Origin of the sequence: Nocardia sp. NPDC004860, from assembly GCF_040609015.1 — a bacterium.
Classification (GTDB): Bacteria; Actinomycetota; Actinomycetes; order Mycobacteriales; family Mycobacteriaceae; genus Nocardia.
Genome location: NZ_JBEXJI010000042.1, coordinates 20,652 through 34,973 on the forward strand (window position 1 = coordinate 20,652; position 14,322 = coordinate 34,973).

Annotated in this window: 14 protein-coding genes; 8 read left to right on the forward strand and 6 right to left on the reverse strand. The window is 67.7% G+C overall.

Annotated features, from left to right (window positions below; all coding sequences use genetic code 11):
* Positions 1-102: 102 nt before the first annotated feature.
* Positions 103-294, reverse strand: a complete 192-nt coding sequence (locus ABZV44_RS42075; RefSeq protein WP_354849841.1) for a hypothetical protein — start codon at positions 292-294, stop codon at positions 103-105.
* A gap of 494 nt (positions 295-788) precedes the next feature.
* Between ABZV44_RS42075 and ABZV44_RS42080 the strand changes: the two genes are divergently transcribed.
* On the forward strand, positions 789-1,019 hold the full coding sequence (locus tag ABZV44_RS42080) for a DUF397 domain-containing protein (RefSeq protein ID WP_354849842.1): 231 nt from the start codon (positions 789-791) through the stop codon (positions 1,017-1,019).
* Between the two features lie 86 nt (positions 1,020-1,105).
* Entirely contained in the window at positions 1,106-1,993 is an 888-nt protein-coding gene (locus tag ABZV44_RS42085) for a helix-turn-helix transcriptional regulator (RefSeq protein WP_354849846.1), read from the forward strand.
* Positions 1,994-2,116: 123 nt separating this feature from the next.
* On the opposite strand, the gene ABZV44_RS42090 is transcribed toward ABZV44_RS42085, so the two are convergent.
* The 3 genes from ABZV44_RS42090 to ABZV44_RS42100 all read right to left on the reverse strand — a co-directional run bounded on the left by ABZV44_RS42090 (position 2,117) and on the right by ABZV44_RS42100 (position 3,602).
* Entirely contained in the window at positions 2,117-2,365 is a 249-nt protein-coding gene (locus ABZV44_RS42090) for a hypothetical protein (RefSeq protein WP_354849849.1), read from the reverse strand.
* A gap of 333 nt (positions 2,366-2,698) precedes the next feature.
* Positions 2,699-2,944, reverse strand: a complete 246-nt coding sequence (locus ABZV44_RS42095; protein WP_354849852.1) for a hypothetical protein — start codon at positions 2,942-2,944, stop codon at positions 2,699-2,701.
* 70 nt (positions 2,945-3,014) lie between these two features.
* Entirely contained in the window at positions 3,015-3,602 is a 588-nt protein-coding gene (locus ABZV44_RS42100; protein ID WP_354849855.1) for a hypothetical protein, read from the reverse strand.
* 144 nt (positions 3,603-3,746) lie between these two features.
* Between ABZV44_RS42100 and ABZV44_RS42105 the strand changes: the two genes are divergently transcribed.
* Together ABZV44_RS42105 and ABZV44_RS42110 are read left to right on the forward strand one after the other, a co-directional pair.
* Positions 3,747-4,580, forward strand: coding sequence for an acyl-CoA thioesterase domain-containing protein (locus ABZV44_RS42105; RefSeq protein WP_354849857.1), 834 nt, complete (start codon positions 3,747-3,749; stop codon positions 4,578-4,580).
* Positions 4,581-4,762: 182 nt separating this feature from the next.
* The gene (locus ABZV44_RS42110) at positions 4,763-6,142 is read left to right on the forward strand and encodes a lipase family protein (protein ID WP_354849957.1); all 1,380 of its coding nucleotides are present in this window, start codon (positions 4,763-4,765) and stop codon (positions 6,140-6,142) included.
* A 16-nt stretch (positions 6,143-6,158) separates the two neighbouring features.
* Here ABZV44_RS42110 and ABZV44_RS42115 read toward each other — a convergent pair whose 3' ends face one another.
* Positions 6,159-7,709, reverse strand: coding sequence for an acyl-CoA carboxylase subunit beta (locus tag ABZV44_RS42115; RefSeq protein ID WP_354849860.1), 1,551 nt, complete (start codon positions 7,707-7,709; stop codon positions 6,159-6,161).
* Between the two features lie 182 nt (positions 7,710-7,891).
* Between ABZV44_RS42115 and ABZV44_RS42120 the strand changes: the two genes are divergently transcribed.
* The 4 genes from ABZV44_RS42120 to ABZV44_RS42135 all read left to right on the forward strand — a co-directional run bounded on the left by ABZV44_RS42120 (position 7,892) and on the right by ABZV44_RS42135 (position 11,148).
* Complete coding sequence (locus tag ABZV44_RS42120; protein WP_354849960.1) at positions 7,892-9,259, forward strand: AarF/ABC1/UbiB kinase family protein; 1,368 nt, start codon at positions 7,892-7,894, stop codon at positions 9,257-9,259.
* A 115-nt stretch (positions 9,260-9,374) separates the two neighbouring features.
* Positions 9,375-9,632, forward strand: coding sequence for a hypothetical protein (locus ABZV44_RS42125; RefSeq protein WP_354849863.1), 258 nt, complete (start codon positions 9,375-9,377; stop codon positions 9,630-9,632).
* A gap of 91 nt (positions 9,633-9,723) precedes the next feature.
* Positions 9,724-10,074 (forward strand): hypothetical protein, encoded by a 351-nt coding sequence (locus tag ABZV44_RS42130; RefSeq protein ID WP_354849866.1) that lies wholly within the window; start codon positions 9,724-9,726, stop codon positions 10,072-10,074.
* A 642-nt stretch (positions 10,075-10,716) separates the two neighbouring features.
* A complete protein-coding gene (locus ABZV44_RS42135; protein ID WP_354849868.1) occupies positions 10,717-11,148 on the forward strand; it encodes a hypothetical protein in 432 nt (143 codons plus the stop codon).
* A 53-nt stretch (positions 11,149-11,201) separates the two neighbouring features.
* Here ABZV44_RS42135 and ABZV44_RS42140 read toward each other — a convergent pair whose 3' ends face one another.
* The gene (locus ABZV44_RS42140) at positions 11,202-14,213 is read right to left on the reverse strand and encodes a glycoside hydrolase family 38 C-terminal domain-containing protein (protein ID WP_354849871.1); all 3,012 of its coding nucleotides are present in this window, start codon (positions 14,211-14,213) and stop codon (positions 11,202-11,204) included.
* Between the last annotated feature and the right edge of the window lie 109 nt (positions 14,214-14,322).

Consider the following 14,322-nt stretch of genomic DNA (forward strand, 5'->3'; position numbering starts at 1 on the left):
TCCGGGGTACTCGCCGGAGACGGTGCCGCGCAAGGGAAGTCGCGCTCTGATCGGTCATCGGGCGTGGACACGCGAAAGCAATAGTGCGCCCGCCCGGCGCACTCAGTCCACGTCGTTGTCCGCGGACAGATAGGCGATGGCCGCCAGATACTGCCGGCACGCGAAGTGCTGATCGTGCGCGCGCAGGATGGTGCGGGCCTGACGATAGGTGAGGGTGCGTGGTTCGACCGCGCAATCACCGGGACTATCGTTGCGAGCTGCAACATCGGTGGAACGGACGAGCATCTGCGTCATGGGATGCCTCTGGCCGATTGGGGGATGATCCACTGAGTTTAGGAGCTCGGATCGTGCAGATGCAAGCACATCTGCACGCTCGAATCCGGTGTCTCCCTGGGTGCGACCCGGTTTCTCCGCGGCCGCGGCCCGGTATCTCCGCGGGTGCGAACCGATGTCGCCACCGGTCTCGAATCCGCTGTCCCCGCAGGATAATCCGCTGCCCTCGCGGAATGTCGGCGTCACGTGACTTTTCGGACGGCGAGTTCCGGAGCAATCGGACGAACGGGACCAGCTAGCCGGGATTGTCTGAAATCCTTCGCAACTTCGCTTGGCTTTTCGGTGAACCAAGATCAAACCTGTTGTGTTGCAAAGGATGTGCCGCTCCGAGGCATCGATAGCGAGCAATCGGCGTGCTATCGTCGTGCTTGCGGTTGCAACTGTAAGTACACCTGATCGAACATTTGCAAGTACTGGGACCACCGTCTGCGGGCGGTACTGGCAAGGAGTCTGAAATGACGGACATCTCGGCAACCCCGATCGATCGCTCGAACCTGTTGTGGCGCAAGAGCACGTTCAGCAATCCCAGCGGTAACTGCGTGGAGATGGCTCCCATGGCCGATGGGCAAGTGGCCGTTCGCAACTCCCGAGACCCCGAGGGCGCGCTGATCGTGTACACGCGGCCCGAGATCGACGCGTTCCTGCGCGGCGCGAAGAGTGGAGAATTCGACGACCTCGCGCGCTGAGCGGTAGCATTGGCAATCGGCGCGGTGGTTCGCGACAAGCGGTTGTGAGTCCACTGCCGGCAAACCCGAGCATCGGAGTGGACCCCATGATCGCAGAACCCGTTGCCCACGATCGGGCGGATTCCGCTGTCGCCGAACGTGGCCCGACTGCACTGCGTATCGCGGTCGGCAGTCAGCTACGGAAGCTGAGGGAGCTCAGCGGTATTACGCGCGAGGCCGCGGGTGACCACATCCGCGGTTCGCACGCGAAGATCAGTCGTCTGGAACTGGGGCGGACCGGATTCAAGGAGCGCGATATCCGGGATCTGTTGGCGCTGTATGGCGTTGACGATCCCGGTGAGCGCGAGCAGTTCCTCGAATTGGTCCGCAAGGCGAATCAGCCGGGATGGTGGCATCGCTACAGCGACCTGCTGCCGCCCTGGTTCGAAACCTATCTCGGCCTCGAGCACGCGGCGAAATCCATTCGTACCTATGAGGGTCAGCTGGTCCCGGGTCTGCTGCAGACCCCGGACTATGCTCGCTCGATCGTCGCCCTCGGGCACGATGCGGATGGAGAGCGCCGCGTCTCGCTGCGCCGGCGCCGCCAGGAGCTACTCACCCGCGACGGCGCGCCGAGTTTCTGGGCCGTGCTGGACGAGGCGGTGCTGCACCGTCCCGTGGGCGGTCCCGGCGTGCTGCGCGGCCAGATCGAGCACCTCATCGAGATGTCCAAATTGCCCAATGTGACCATCCAGGTGCTGCCCTACGCGGCGGGTGGCCATGCGGCTGCGGGAAGTTCGTTCACCATGCTCCGCTTCGCCGAGACCGAACTCCCCGACATCGTCTACCTCGAGCAGTTGACCAGCGCGCTGTACCTGGATCGCCGCCAGGATCTGGAGCTCTACCGTCAGGTCATGGATCAGCTGAGCGTGCAGGCGGAGCCGCCGGAGCGCTCCCGCAAAGAGCTGGCGCGGATTGCTGCGGAGCTCGACTGAGCTCCGGGCTGGTCCCCAGCCGCGGACGGAACGTCCGTACACATGGATAAGGGGCCCCTCGCGGGGCCCCTATCAGCGTGCCGTCGACGTGACGAGTCGGCCTGCGGCACGGCCGGATTCGGATTACTGCCTGATGAAGCTGGAGGCGATGCGCCAGAACGCCTCCGGTTGCATACAGTGCAGATCCCAGTCGTTCACCATGGCGTGCGCCGTGGTGACGATCCGCTCGATGTCGAAATCATACCGAGTGGCCGCTCCAGTGGATTCGACCTGGCGGATGACGAAAGCGGTTGCCGTCTCACGTGAATAGGTTTGCTCCGGCTGACTTCTGTCGGCAAACCCGAGTCGGCTGAGGTTGATTGGCTGATTCATTCGAACGCCCCTGACGCCAGGCCGACGGCTAACCGTGGGCGAAGAATCGCCGGTGATTCACCGCTCGGCTCTCTGGTTGTCCCCTTATTGGTGCCTTGCACGATGAGTCTATGACCGTGCATTGCGCAGATGCAAGTACATCTGCAACATCGAATTCGCAGCGCCAGAGTACTTTTCGGTGTGCTATGAGTTTGCGAAACAAGGGTTGGCAAAAGGTTGCAACCGCCCCCGAACAGGGCTTTTCCAGTACTTCCGATCGAAAGTTCCGGCGAGAATGGACTGTTCCCCTATATCCAGGAATTAGCGGGAGATCAAACTCGGCCCTCGAGATGCTCAAACTCTTCCCTGATGGGCGGAGTCTCGCCGCATCGCGGCTTTGAGCCGGCGATGTTCGATGATCATCAGGCCGATTCCGAAACGCAGACACACCGCGCCGGCGAGCCCGCACAGTGCGCTCCAGGTGAGTGCGCCGTAGCCGGCGGTCGTCAAAGTCAAAGCGATCGCGACGATTCCGGCCGCGGCCAGAATCGGTCCCGGGAGATTATGGGTGTCGTCGTAGGCGGGCGGAGTGACAGGCATCAACACTGTCCTTTCTCCCGGGGTATTGCGGAGCCGATAACAACCGGATACCCGGGCCGGTTCGGGCGAATCACACCGCTGTAGACCCGTGTTCACACCGGCCGTCGGTGATGCCCAGATCGTCCAGCAGGCCGAGGAACGCGCGCGCGTAGGGCGAGGCCGCGGTTTCGGCCCGCACCCGCCCCCAATCGACCTGGGCACGCAATTCCCGCGCGATGTGCAGCAGCCGGGTGAAATCCAGCCGCTGTGGATCGGACACGGTCAGCTCGTCCACCAGGAAGTCCGCGACGGTCACCACGGGCGCGGCGATCGACCCGATGGGCAGCCGGTCCGCCCGCGCCAGCAGTTCATCGGTGACGGGACGATAGTTCGGGCGGAAGACCAGATCGACGCGAATATCGCGGTCGTACAGCGTGGTCCGCTCGGCGTCGGCGGCCGGCAGCGGCGGCCGCAGTCCCGCGGCGGCCAGCAGGCGCTGCCCGCGGGCCGCGTCCGCGGGCAGCAGCAGCACATCGACCTCGGAGTGCGGGCCGGTGACCGGCCCGCCGCGCGCATAGACCGCGCAGTCGCCGGTGAGCGCACAGGGAATGCCGTTGTCCTGCAGGACCTGCACGGTGCGCGTCAGGGTGCCGAGCAGCCGGTCGATGGTGCGGACCATAGCGATGGCGTACCCGTGGTCTCGCGGGCTAATCCGGAACCGCCGCCGGCCCGGCCCGCGGGCCCTGGATTGATACGGGTTTCACCCGTGTGTTAGGTCTGAAAAGAAGTGGATCGATCAACCTGAGTGGACGGAGCCGGTGCCGTGGTGGATGTGCCCGCGTATTTCGACGAGGTGGACGGCGGTTTCTTTCCGACGCCGTTCGCGGCCAGCCAGTGGTCCTCGGCGCAGGTGGTCGGCCCGGCCCTGACCGGCCTGCTGGCCCGCGAGCTCGAACGCGCGCACGCCACCGACGGGTTCGTGCCGGTGCGGCTGACCGTGGACCTGTTCAGCGCGGCGCGCTTCGAGCACACCACCACCCCGACCGTGCGGGTGCGCGACGGCCGCCGGATCCGGGTCGCGGATGTGAGCGTGGTGCAGGGCGGCACGGTGGCCGCGCGCGCCACCGCGGTGCTGCTGCAGCCCGCCGAGCAGCCGCCGGGGGAGCTGTGGCACCGGGAGCGGGAGCCGCAGCCGCCGTCACTGGAGATCGCGCCGCCCTCGCCGCTGCCGCAGACCCCGCTGTTCAACAGCGGGGAGGACTCGCCGGTGTGGAGCTCGATGCCCACCGAGCACGAGAACAACCTCCGGAAACGCACCTGGCAGAACCCGATCCGGGTGGTGACCGGCGAGGAGCTGACCCCGTTCGTGCGGGTCGGGGTGGTGGCCGAGGCCACCAGCATGATGACCAACTGGGGCGACAAGGGCATCGGGTTCATCAATACCGATATGACGCTGGGCCTTTCCCGCCAGCCCGAGGGCACTGAGATCGGCGTGCAGGCCGACAGCCATTTCAGCGAGCGCGGCCTGGCGGTCGGCGTCGCGACGCTGTTCGACCGGATCGGCTCCTTCGGCAGCTGCATGGTCACCTCGGTGTCCAATGCCGGTCGCCAGATCAGCAATGCGCAGCTGGACATGGTGATGCGCCGGAGGATGTGAAACACGACCCTCCGGGCACGGGCCGGTCTCGATGTGGCGTCGAACCGACAAGTCCGGAGTGCGGATCGGAGTGTCCCAGTAGGCTCGGGCGCGCGAGAGACCCGGGGCCGACTCGCACGAAGACAGTTCTGATCCGTGGGGGTGTTGTGCTGCGTCGCCTGCGAAATATCGCCGGTGCCTTGATGATCGGATGGTGCACGATCGTCGGTTACGGTGCCGCACCGGGATTCGCGCGAATACCCGACACCGGAGCACCGGCGATCCCACCCGGTCCGCCCGGAATCGCCCTGCCTTCACTGCCCGACATCCAGCACTGGATCGACAAGGTGATCCCCGCGCCGCCCCTGGCGCCGGCCCCGGCGGACTCGCCGCTGGTCGACACCGCCCAGCTGCCACCGGATTTGGCGGCGCTGCGGGCCGCGGCCATGCCCGCCGCCATCGGCGACTCCTTCGTCGACGACTGGCCCGACGGGCTCGACGACGTCGACCCGGGCGGCATCGTCGCGGTTCGCGACGTAACCGCCACGGCCGCACCCACACTGATCGTGCCCGTGCGGCAGGTACTGCAGCTGAAGTACCGCACCAACGACTCTCACGACGAGCCCTCCTACGGGATCGCCAGTCTGGTGCTGCCGGTGGGCGATTGGACCGGGCTGGGGGAGCGGCCGGTGGTGGTCAACAACCTGCCCATCGACGCGCTGGGCCGCGACTGCAACCCCAGTTACACGCTCGCACACGGCTTCTCCCGGGCCTCCAACTTCACCGGGTACATCCTGCCCACCACCCAGCTGGCGCTGCTGCGCGGCTACGCGGTGCTGATCACCGACCACGAGGGCCCGCGCATGGCCTACGCCGAGCCCATCGTGGCCGGGCACGCCATCCTCGACGCCATTCGCGCGGTCCGCGATCAGCTGCCGGATGAGCTGGGCGACAGCAGGTTCGGCATGATCGGCTACTCCGGCGGGGCCATCGCCACCAATGGCGCGGTGAAGCTCATGTCCGAGTACGCGCCCGAGCTGGCCGACGTGGTGGTCGGCGCGGCCCTGGGCGGGGTGCCCGCGGACTTCAGCCTGCTGGCGCACTCCATGAACGCCAATCTGGCCTCGGGGGTGTTCCTGAGCGCGGTCTTCGGGATCGGCCGCGAGCGGCCCGAAATCCTGGCCCGCATGAACCATCTGGGGCAGTGGGCGGCGGTGTCGGCACTCAACAGCCAGTGCAGTGAGGTCTTCGCGGTGCCGGGCGTGCTGCAGCTGCCCATCGACGTCGCGGCGAACATCCCGGACCCGCTGGACAGCGATCTGGCGCACGAGATCTACCGCATCACCCGCATGGACGGTAGGAAATCGCCTGTGCCGCTGTTCATCTTCAACGGCGAGCAGGAGTTCTGGGTACCCGCCGTGGGCGCGAAAAACCTCTACCAGGAACAGTGCGCACTCGGCGTGCCGGCGGTCTACCGCAGTGTGTTCGGCGAACATTTCATCGCCGCGGCCACCGGCTATCCGGAATCGCTGAGCTGGCTGGACCAGCGCCTGCAGGGTGTGCCCGCGCCCAACGAATGTTGACCGCGGGCAACGGTTCTCAGATCGGGAACAGGTTGTGCTTGCGCGGGTTGTGCTTGCGGACAGCGTCCTTCTCGCGCAGCAGGCGCAGCGCCTTGCGGATCTCGAGGCGGGTGGCCGACGGCTCGATGACCGCGTCGATGTAACCACGCTCGGCCGCCACCCACGGGTTGTCGATGAGCGCGTTGTAGAAGTCCACCATCTGCTGGCGCACGGTCTCGCGCTGCTCGGGCGGGGTGGCGGCCAGGGTCTTCTTACCGGTGACGGTGACCATGCCGTCCGCGCCGATCACCGCGATGCGGGCGGTCGGCCACGCCAGGTTGATGTCGACGCCGAGCTGCTTGCAGCCCATGACCGCGTACCCGCCGCCGTACGCCTTGCGGGTCACGATGGTGACGATCGGCACCGTGGCCTCGATGAGCGCGCGGAACATACGGCCGCCGCGCTTGATGACGCCGTTGCGCTCCTCCTCGAGACCCGGCAGCACGCCGGGGGTGTCGACCACGTAGACGAGCGGGATGTTGAAGGCGTCGCACAGCCGGATGAAGTACGCGCCCTTGTCCGAGCAGGCCGCGTCCAGTGCACCGCCCAGCACCATCGGCTGATTGGCGATGACACCGACCGGCCGGCCGTCCACGCGGGCGAATCCGGTGATGAGGTTCTGCGCTGCGGCCTCGCCGATCTCGAGGAACCCGCCGTCGTCGAAGATGCGCAGCAGCACCTCGTGCATGTCGTAGCCCTGGCGATCCGAATCCGGGATGATCCGGTCCAGTTCGCGATCGGAGTCGGTGAGCTCGGGCTCCAGGCCGGGGTTGATGATCGGCGGCTGCTCGAGGCAGCTGCTCGGCAGGTAGCTCAGGTATTCGCGCGCCCACTGCAGGGCGTCGGCCTCGGTCCTGGCCACGTGGTGCAGCAGTCCGTTGCGGGCCTGGACGGCCGCGCCGCCCAGCTCCTCGGCGGAGATCTCCTCGCCGGTGATGCCCTTGATGACGTCGGGCCCGGTCACGAACATGTACGAGTCGTCGGTGGCGACCAGCACGTCCATGTTCACCGGCCCGTACACCGAACCGGCCGCGCACTTGCCGAACATGACCGCGACCATCGGCACGAAGCCGGACAGGTCCTCCTGCAGTCGGCACATGGTGGCGTACCAGGCCAGCGCCGTGACGCCCTCCTGGATGCGCGCGCCGCCGGAGTCGTTGATCACGACCACCGGGCACGCGTTGTTGTACGCGAATTCCATGGCGATCCGGACGCGGCGGCCGAAGGTCTCGCCTACCGAGCCGCCCTGCACTCCGGAGTCGTGGGAGATCACCACGACCGGGCGGCCGTCGACGGTGCCGCGCCCGGTGACCACGCCGTCGCCGTAGAGGGCATTCGGCTGGCCGGGCGAGCGCATGAGCGCGCCCATCTCGACGAAGCTGCCCGGGTCCAGCAGCATCGTGACGCGTTCTCGGGCGCTGCCGACGCCTTTGGCAAGTCGCTTCTGGATGCCCTTCTCGCCGGTGGGTTCTTCGGCGATCTCCAGGAGCTTGCGCAGTTCTGCCAGCTTTTCCGCTGTACCCGTCATTACCTCTGTCTTGCCTTTCCGCCAACAGTCAGAGTGGGCCCGATCGCGCCCGTGTCGAGCCGGATCGCGACTCGACCGACCACGGTACCGTGCGGTGTGGACCAGAAACTACTGAACGTGTCGGTAACCTGTGCCGCGGTGTTAGCAATGTCAGCGATACACTGCGGCGCGTGAGCTCACCTATGACTGTGCGAGCGGGGACGCCCGAGGTGATCCGGCCCGACCTCGACACCTTCGGGTTCTCGGAATGGCGGCGAACCGCCGTGGTCGGTGTGGTACTGGGCGGCTCGGTCGTGGGCAGCGTGCTGCGCGGCGGCCTGCGTCCCGCCAAGCGCAAGCGTGCCGCGGCCGAGGGCCTGGTGAACGGTTTCGAGACGCTCGGCCCGATGTTCGTGAAACTGGGCCAGCTCATCGCGTCCTCGCCGGGCGCGTTCCCGCGCGAGCTGGCCGATGCCTGTCTGCGCTGCCTCGACGACGTGCCGCCCTTTCCGGCCGCGGACGCCCGCGCCATCATCGAGGCCGATCTGGGCAAGCCGATCTCGGAGCTGTTCCGCGAGTTCGACGACGAGCCGCTGTCGGCGGCCTCCATCGCGCAGGTGCACGCGTGCGTGCTCGCCGATGGCCGGCCTGCCGTGGTGAAGGTGCAGCGGCCCGAGATCGCCCGTCGCATGATCGTGGATCTGCGCGCGGCCATGCGGCTGGCCCGCACCCTGGAGAAGCGGTCGGAGAACGCCCGCGTCGCCAATGCGCAGGCCGTGGTGCGGGATCTGTACGAGGCGACCGTCGCCGAGCTGAACTTCCTCATCGAGGCCGACAACCAGACCCGCGCCCGCGACCATCTGACGGCTTTCGGCGACAACACCAATGTGGCCGTGCCCGAGGTGTATTGGGATTACTGCGCACCCCGGGTGCTGTGCATGGAACGCATGCGCGGCATGCCCCTCGACCGTTTCGACGATATCCGCGCGTCGCACCCCGAGCCGGAGCTGCTGATCCGCCGCCTGGTGAAGGCGTGGATGGAATCGGTCGCGGTGCACGGCCTCTTCCACGGTGACGTGCACGCCGGCAACCTGTGGCTGCTCGACGACGGCCGGGTCGCCATGCTCGATTTCGGCATCGTCGGCCGGATGGGGTCCGAGTGGCGCGAGTTCGTGCGCGCCCTGTTCTACGCCAGCTCCATCGACAACGACTTCCGACCGGTCGCCCGCGCCCTGCGCGCACTGGATCTGGTCGCCGACGACAGCGGTGACGACGCCACCATCGGCCGCCAGCTCGCCGTGGCCCTGGGGCCGGTGCTCTCGGGCAGCCTCGACAAGCTCGACCTCGGCGTGGTCACGGCCCGCCTGCTGGAATTCGGCAAGCGCCGCGGCACCTCGGGCCCGCAGCAGCTGGTCATGATGGGCAAGCAGCTCGGCTACTTCGAGCGCTACGCGGTGGCCCTGGCCCCCGGTTGGAAGCTCGGCCGCGACCTGTACCTGTTCCGCAATATCTTTCCCGCGGAAGTGGCCGCCAAGGCCGCCGAGGACGGCGTCACCCTCCCCACCGACTGACAGCGGCACCCGCGGGCGTGGTCAGCGCGCTGTCGGTGGCTCGTCAGCGGCGGGCGTCATTGTTCTCCTCGTAGCCGGAAACATCAGCTCCGGCACCGGAACAAGGAGAACAACGATGTCGAACAACAATGTCCTCGCCGAGATGATCGCGGGCCGGCTGGACCAGGCCCGGACCCGGGCCGAGCAGAGTGTGCGGGCCGCATCGGTGGCCCGGGCGCGCGCCGGGCAGCAGCCGTTCCCGCGGCTCGGCAGGGCCGAGGTGAAAGAGGTGCGCGCGGAGGCGCGGGCGCAGGCGAAGCGCATGGTCGCGGAGCTGACCGCAAAGGCGTGCGGGCCGGCCGGGACGGCGTACGGCCGCGCTGTGAAAGCCTGAGAGAAGAGCCAGGAAACGCTCAGGCTACGACCAGCATCGCCCGGCACTGTGGATGACGGAAACAGTGTCGGGCGAGCGCGTGAGGTGCGGAATGGTCGAAATCGAGGTCACCGGAACCACTGTGACGGTGCGGGTCACCGGCGCTCACCGGCTGCTCGCGCTGCGTGATCACGTGAGCTTCGACCTCTCGCAGGTCACCGCCCTCGCGCCCGCGCCGGTGGATCTGCGGCCGCCGTGGGTGCGGGCGCCGGGTACGTTCTTCCCGGGCGTGATCGCCGCCGGCATCTTCCGGGGCAGGGGCCGGAAAGAGTTCTGGGATACGCGTTTTGACGGTCAGGGCGTGCTGATCGATCTGGCGGGGTCGGAGATCACCCGCCTGGTCGTGGATGTTGCTGATCCGCAGCTCGCATTGCGGCAGCTCTCCTCGGCGATTGCGGCCTGATCGGGCGATGGCGGCCGGAGTCGATCTCGGCGGCTGCATTCCCGGGGCCGATGCCGCTCGTGCCGAAAGCCTTTCTCGCGTGGCGGAAGCCTTTCGCGTGGCTACGGCACGAGGCGAGCCGGAGTGGACGGGTGGACGGGCGCGAGAATGTCAGGCAGTCGGGCAGAGGAATCCACCGGCGGGTGGCGGGACCGGAACGATCCTTTCCGGCGCCGGTGCCGCCGGGACATTGCCGGCGGGAACTGAGGAGTGGGGAGCCCCTGCTCCGGGATCGGGCGTCCCGATGTCACCCGAACCCCACGCCGCGGAGGGGTTCATGGTGAAGACAGCTGCACAAACGAATGCACTGACGAGCAGGCCAATGGCTTTCTTTCGTGTCATGGAATGCGACGGTACAACCAGCTCAATGCAATTCGTGGGAGGCTACGTCGCCTCGGAATGTCGCCGACCTGCTGATCATGTGTTCAGGATTGTGAATTCGGCTGCGGCACAAAAAGACTGATCGGTCGGAATAGATCGTTTTCAATCTGCTGGTTTATGGGCCGTGCCAGCGCACGTTTCGATGACGAACTGGCGTGTCTGCGGGAGATTTGCCCGATTCTATTGTTCACTACCCGGGTTGTCCGACCGGGAGGAAGCCGAATGACCGCTGGGCCGGGTTCGAGGATTGCCATCGCGGGGGCGCTCACGCTGGCCCTTTCCGCTGCACTGACCGCCACCGCGCCCTCCGGTGTCGCCGCGGGATCGTGCGGGGCGAGCCTCGGGGACTATCGCGGTGCGTTCGCCGCGGCGGAGGACTCCACGAATGTGCTGAGTTTCGACGGCACGGGCGGCATCGCTTTCCGCAGTGCCAGGCTCGGGAACGGTGAGGGCATCTACACGGTCATTCCGTCCGGTGGATTCACGGCCACTCTACGTCTGACCGACAGCGGCGAGGATGTCGCGCGGCCGGGTAATCAGACGGCGATGGTGAAGAGTACGGCGTTCATCTGTCCGGGGCCCGGGACTGTGGTCGGGAATTTCAATTCGCTCGATCAGAGCGGTCGGCGATTCAACTATGTGCGGTCGATCTGAATAGTCATGTCTGCTGTGGGACACGGATTTTCGGAGTGCAGAACGAAATGGCGTCACCCGCGGACGAATCGGAGAGTCACCAGCTGAAAAGGCCGCAGTCGCAATCGAATTCCCCGGCCCTCCGGCGTCGCGGTCGTCTCACCGGGCAGTGGTCGCTCCAGCAGGTCGCAGCAGTGGTGGCCGGTGGTCGCGAACTCGGGGGTCAGCAGCGCCGAGGCGCGGCCGCCGCCCGCCTCGTAGACGCGCACGATCACATCGCCGGATCCATCGTCGGCGAGTTTGACGGCGCTGGTCACCACATCGTCGTTGTCGATGGTGACCAGCGGGGCGACCGGTTCGGCGACGCCGGGTGTGAAGGGCGGCAGGTTGATTCGGTACCCCGCCCGGACCGCATCGGTGATCGATGCGCCCGGGACCAGGGCGTGCCGGAACTGGTGGGTGCCCTGGTCGGTCCGGGGGTCGGGGAATCGCGGCGCACGCAGCAGGGAGGCGCGCACGGTGACGGTGGCGCCCCCGTCCGGCCGGACCGTGCGGGTGAGGTCGTGGCCGTAGGTGGAGTCGTTGACCAGGGCCACGCCCCAGCCGGGTTCCGCCAGGTGGATGAACCGGTGATTGCACGCCTCGAACTTGGCGTACTCCCAGCTGGTATTGGTGTGGGTGGGGCGGAAGAGGTGACCGAACTGGGTTTCCGACGCGTAGCGCTCGGCGTGAATGTCCAGGGGGAACGCGAGTTTGAGGAATTTCTCCGTCTCGTGCCAGTCGACGGAGGTGGCGATCTCCAGGGCCGGGTCGTTCGATCGCAGGGTGAGGGTCTGCTCGACGGTCGAGGACCCGAAGGACCGCCCGAGGCGAACCGCGACCGCTGCCGGTGAATCCGTCTCCGCCGCAAGGAAGTCGATGCCGGCCAGGTCGGTGACGCTGTTGCGGTAGAAGCGATCGACATCCCAGGCGTCCCACGAGTTGGGGTAATCCTGGTGCAGCTGCAGCAGGTTCGCGGCCGCCCCGGGCGGCAGGGTCTCGCGGTCGTGCTCGATGTCGTACAGCGACACCAGCAGTCCGCGCGCGTCCACCTCGGCCCGCACCAGGCCGTTCGCCAGCACGAACCCGCCGCCGGTCCGCTCGGTCACGGTGCAGTCCCGGCCCGGCTCCTCGGCCGCCGCGCCACCGGCGGGAATTCCGCGCCAGGTGTGTGGCGCCGGATTGAAGACGTTCGGCCCTGACCGTTCACCGCCCAGGGCCCACTGCGCGCGTTCGATGATCGCCGACAGCTCGGCGGCGACCTCGGTGTAGGTGCGCTCGGCCTCCCGATGCACCCACGCGATCGAGGAGCCCGGCAGAATGTCGTGGAACTGGTGCAGCAGTACGGTTTTCCAGAGCCGGTCCAGCTCGGCGGCGGGGTACTCGAACCCGGTCCGCACGGCCGCGGTGGCGGCCCACAGCTCGGCCTCGCGCAGCAGATGCTCACTGCGCCGATTGCCCTGCTTGGTCCTGGCCTGGCTGGTCAGGGTCGCGCGATGCAGCTCCAGGTACAGCTCGCCCACCCACACCGCCGGATTCGGGTATTCGGCCTCGGCCGCGGCGAAGAAGTCGGCGGGCCGGTCCCACCGGACCGTGGGCGCGCCCTCGAGATCGCGCATGCGGGCGGCCTTGGCGACCATCTCGCGGGTGGTTCCGCCGCCGCCGTCACCCCACCCGGTCGGTGCGAGTGACCGGGTCGCCCGCCCCTTCTCCTTGAAATTCCGTGCCGCATGGGCGATCTCGCGGCCCTGCATCGAGCAGTTGTAGGTGTCGACGGGCGGGAAGTGGGTGAAGATGCGGGTCCCGTCGATGCCTTCCCACAGGAAGGTGTGGTGCGGGAACTGGTTGGTCTGGCTCCACGAGATCTTCTGGGTCAGCAGCCATCGGGAGCCCGCGGCCTTGATGATCTGCGGCAGCCCGGCCGCGAAGCCGAAGGTGTCGGGCAGCCAGGCCTCCTCGTTCTCGATGCCGAACTCGGCGAGGAAGAACCGTTTGCCGTGCACGAACTGCCGCGCCATGGCCTCGGAACCCGGCATGTTGGTGTCCGACTCCACCCACATGCCGCCGGCCGGTACGAACCGCCCCTCGGCCACCGCCGCCTTGACCCGCGCGTAGATCTCGGGCCGGTGCTGTTTGAGGAAGTCGTATTGCGCCGCTTGGGACATGGTGAAGATGAAGTCGGGGTCGTCGTCGAGCAGGGCGGTCATGGAGGCGGCGGTCCGCGCGACCTTGCGCACCGTCTCGCGCAACGGCCACAGCCAGGCCGTGTCGATGTGCGCGTGCCCGACCGCGGAGATGCGGTGTGCCGTGGGGATGGCGGGCTGGGCCAGCGCCTCGGCCAGGCAGGCGCGGGCGGCGCTCGCACCCGCGTTCACGTGCTGGAGGTCGATGGCGTCGAGCGCGCGCTCGATGGCCCGCACGATGTCGTAGCGCCGCGCGGGATCGTCGGGCATCTCGTGCATGAGTTCCCCGAGCACCTCGAGGTCCTGCACCAGCTGCCAGACCTCCTCGTCGAACACCGCGAGATCCATGCGGCCCAAACGGTATTGGGGTTCGGTCCCGGCGGTTTCCCGATCGCCGAGCGCGGTCGGCCCGAAGAACGGGATAACCGGATTGGACGCCGCCTCCACATGCAGCAGCACCTGCTCGCCCCCGGCCGCGGGCGCCGCCACGCGTACCCACCGATTCCGCGGATGCAGCCCCTTCACCGGCGTCCCGTCGGCGCGATATACCAGGCCCTCGCATTGAAATCCGGTCATGCCCTGGTCGAACCCGAGATCGATGATCGCCTCGACGGTCCGGCCGGCCCAGCTCGGCGGCACCGTCCCTTCGACGGTCAGCCAGCTGGTGCCCCACGGCGCACCCCAGCGGGCGCCCGGCCCGGTCGGCGTCCGGGGCGCGGCCAGCCCCTCGGCGACCGGCGCCGGTTCGCCCGGCGCCGCCCAGATCGAGGCCCGCAGCGGCACCGACTCCGGATAGACGGCGGGGACGATGCGGTCGAGCACGCGCCCGAGCCTGTCTTCGATCAACCGGCGGTCATCGTGCATGTCGGTGGCTCCCTCGGGCGTGGGTCGGGACCGGCAACCGTGTCGAGCCCGACTCTAGCGGCCCGGGGTCCGCGGGCCGGGACGATCGCACCGTCCGCGCGGGCCGATT

Coding starts and splice junctions, on each gene's coding strand:
- ABZV44_RS42115 (WP_354849860.1), bottom strand. CDS start 7,709: ATGACGGGTACAGCGGAAAAGCTGGCAGAACTGCGCAAGCTCCTGGAG.
- ABZV44_RS42130 (WP_354849866.1), top strand. CDS start 9,724: ATGGTCGAAATCGAGGTCACCGGAACCACTGTGACGGTGCGGGTCACC.
- ABZV44_RS42140 (WP_354849871.1), bottom strand. CDS start 14,213: ATGCACGATGACCGCCGGTTGATCGAAGACAGGCTCGGGCGCGTGCTC.
- ABZV44_RS42090 (WP_354849849.1), bottom strand. CDS start 2,365: ATGAATCAGCCAATCAACCTCAGCCGACTCGGGTTTGCCGACAGAAGT.
- ABZV44_RS42095 (WP_354849852.1), bottom strand. CDS start 2,944: ATGCCTGTCACTCCGCCCGCCTACGACGACACCCATAATCTCCCGGGA.
- ABZV44_RS42080 (WP_354849842.1), top strand. CDS start 789: ATGACGGACATCTCGGCAACCCCGATCGATCGCTCGAACCTGTTGTGG.
- ABZV44_RS42120 (WP_354849960.1), top strand. CDS start 7,892: ATGACTGTGCGAGCGGGGACGCCCGAGGTGATCCGGCCCGACCTCGAC.
- ABZV44_RS42125 (WP_354849863.1), top strand. CDS start 9,375: ATGTCGAACAACAATGTCCTCGCCGAGATGATCGCGGGCCGGCTGGAC.
- ABZV44_RS42075 (WP_354849841.1), bottom strand. CDS start 294: ATGACGCAGATGCTCGTCCGTTCCACCGATGTTGCAGCTCGCAACGAT.
- ABZV44_RS42085 (WP_354849846.1), top strand. CDS start 1,106: ATGATCGCAGAACCCGTTGCCCACGATCGGGCGGATTCCGCTGTCGCC.
- ABZV44_RS42110 (WP_354849957.1), top strand. CDS start 4,763: ATGATCGGATGGTGCACGATCGTCGGTTACGGTGCCGCACCGGGATTC.
- ABZV44_RS42135 (WP_354849868.1), top strand. CDS start 10,717: ATGACCGCTGGGCCGGGTTCGAGGATTGCCATCGCGGGGGCGCTCACG.
- ABZV44_RS42100 (WP_354849855.1), bottom strand. CDS start 3,602: ATGGTCCGCACCATCGACCGGCTGCTCGGCACCCTGACGCGCACCGTG.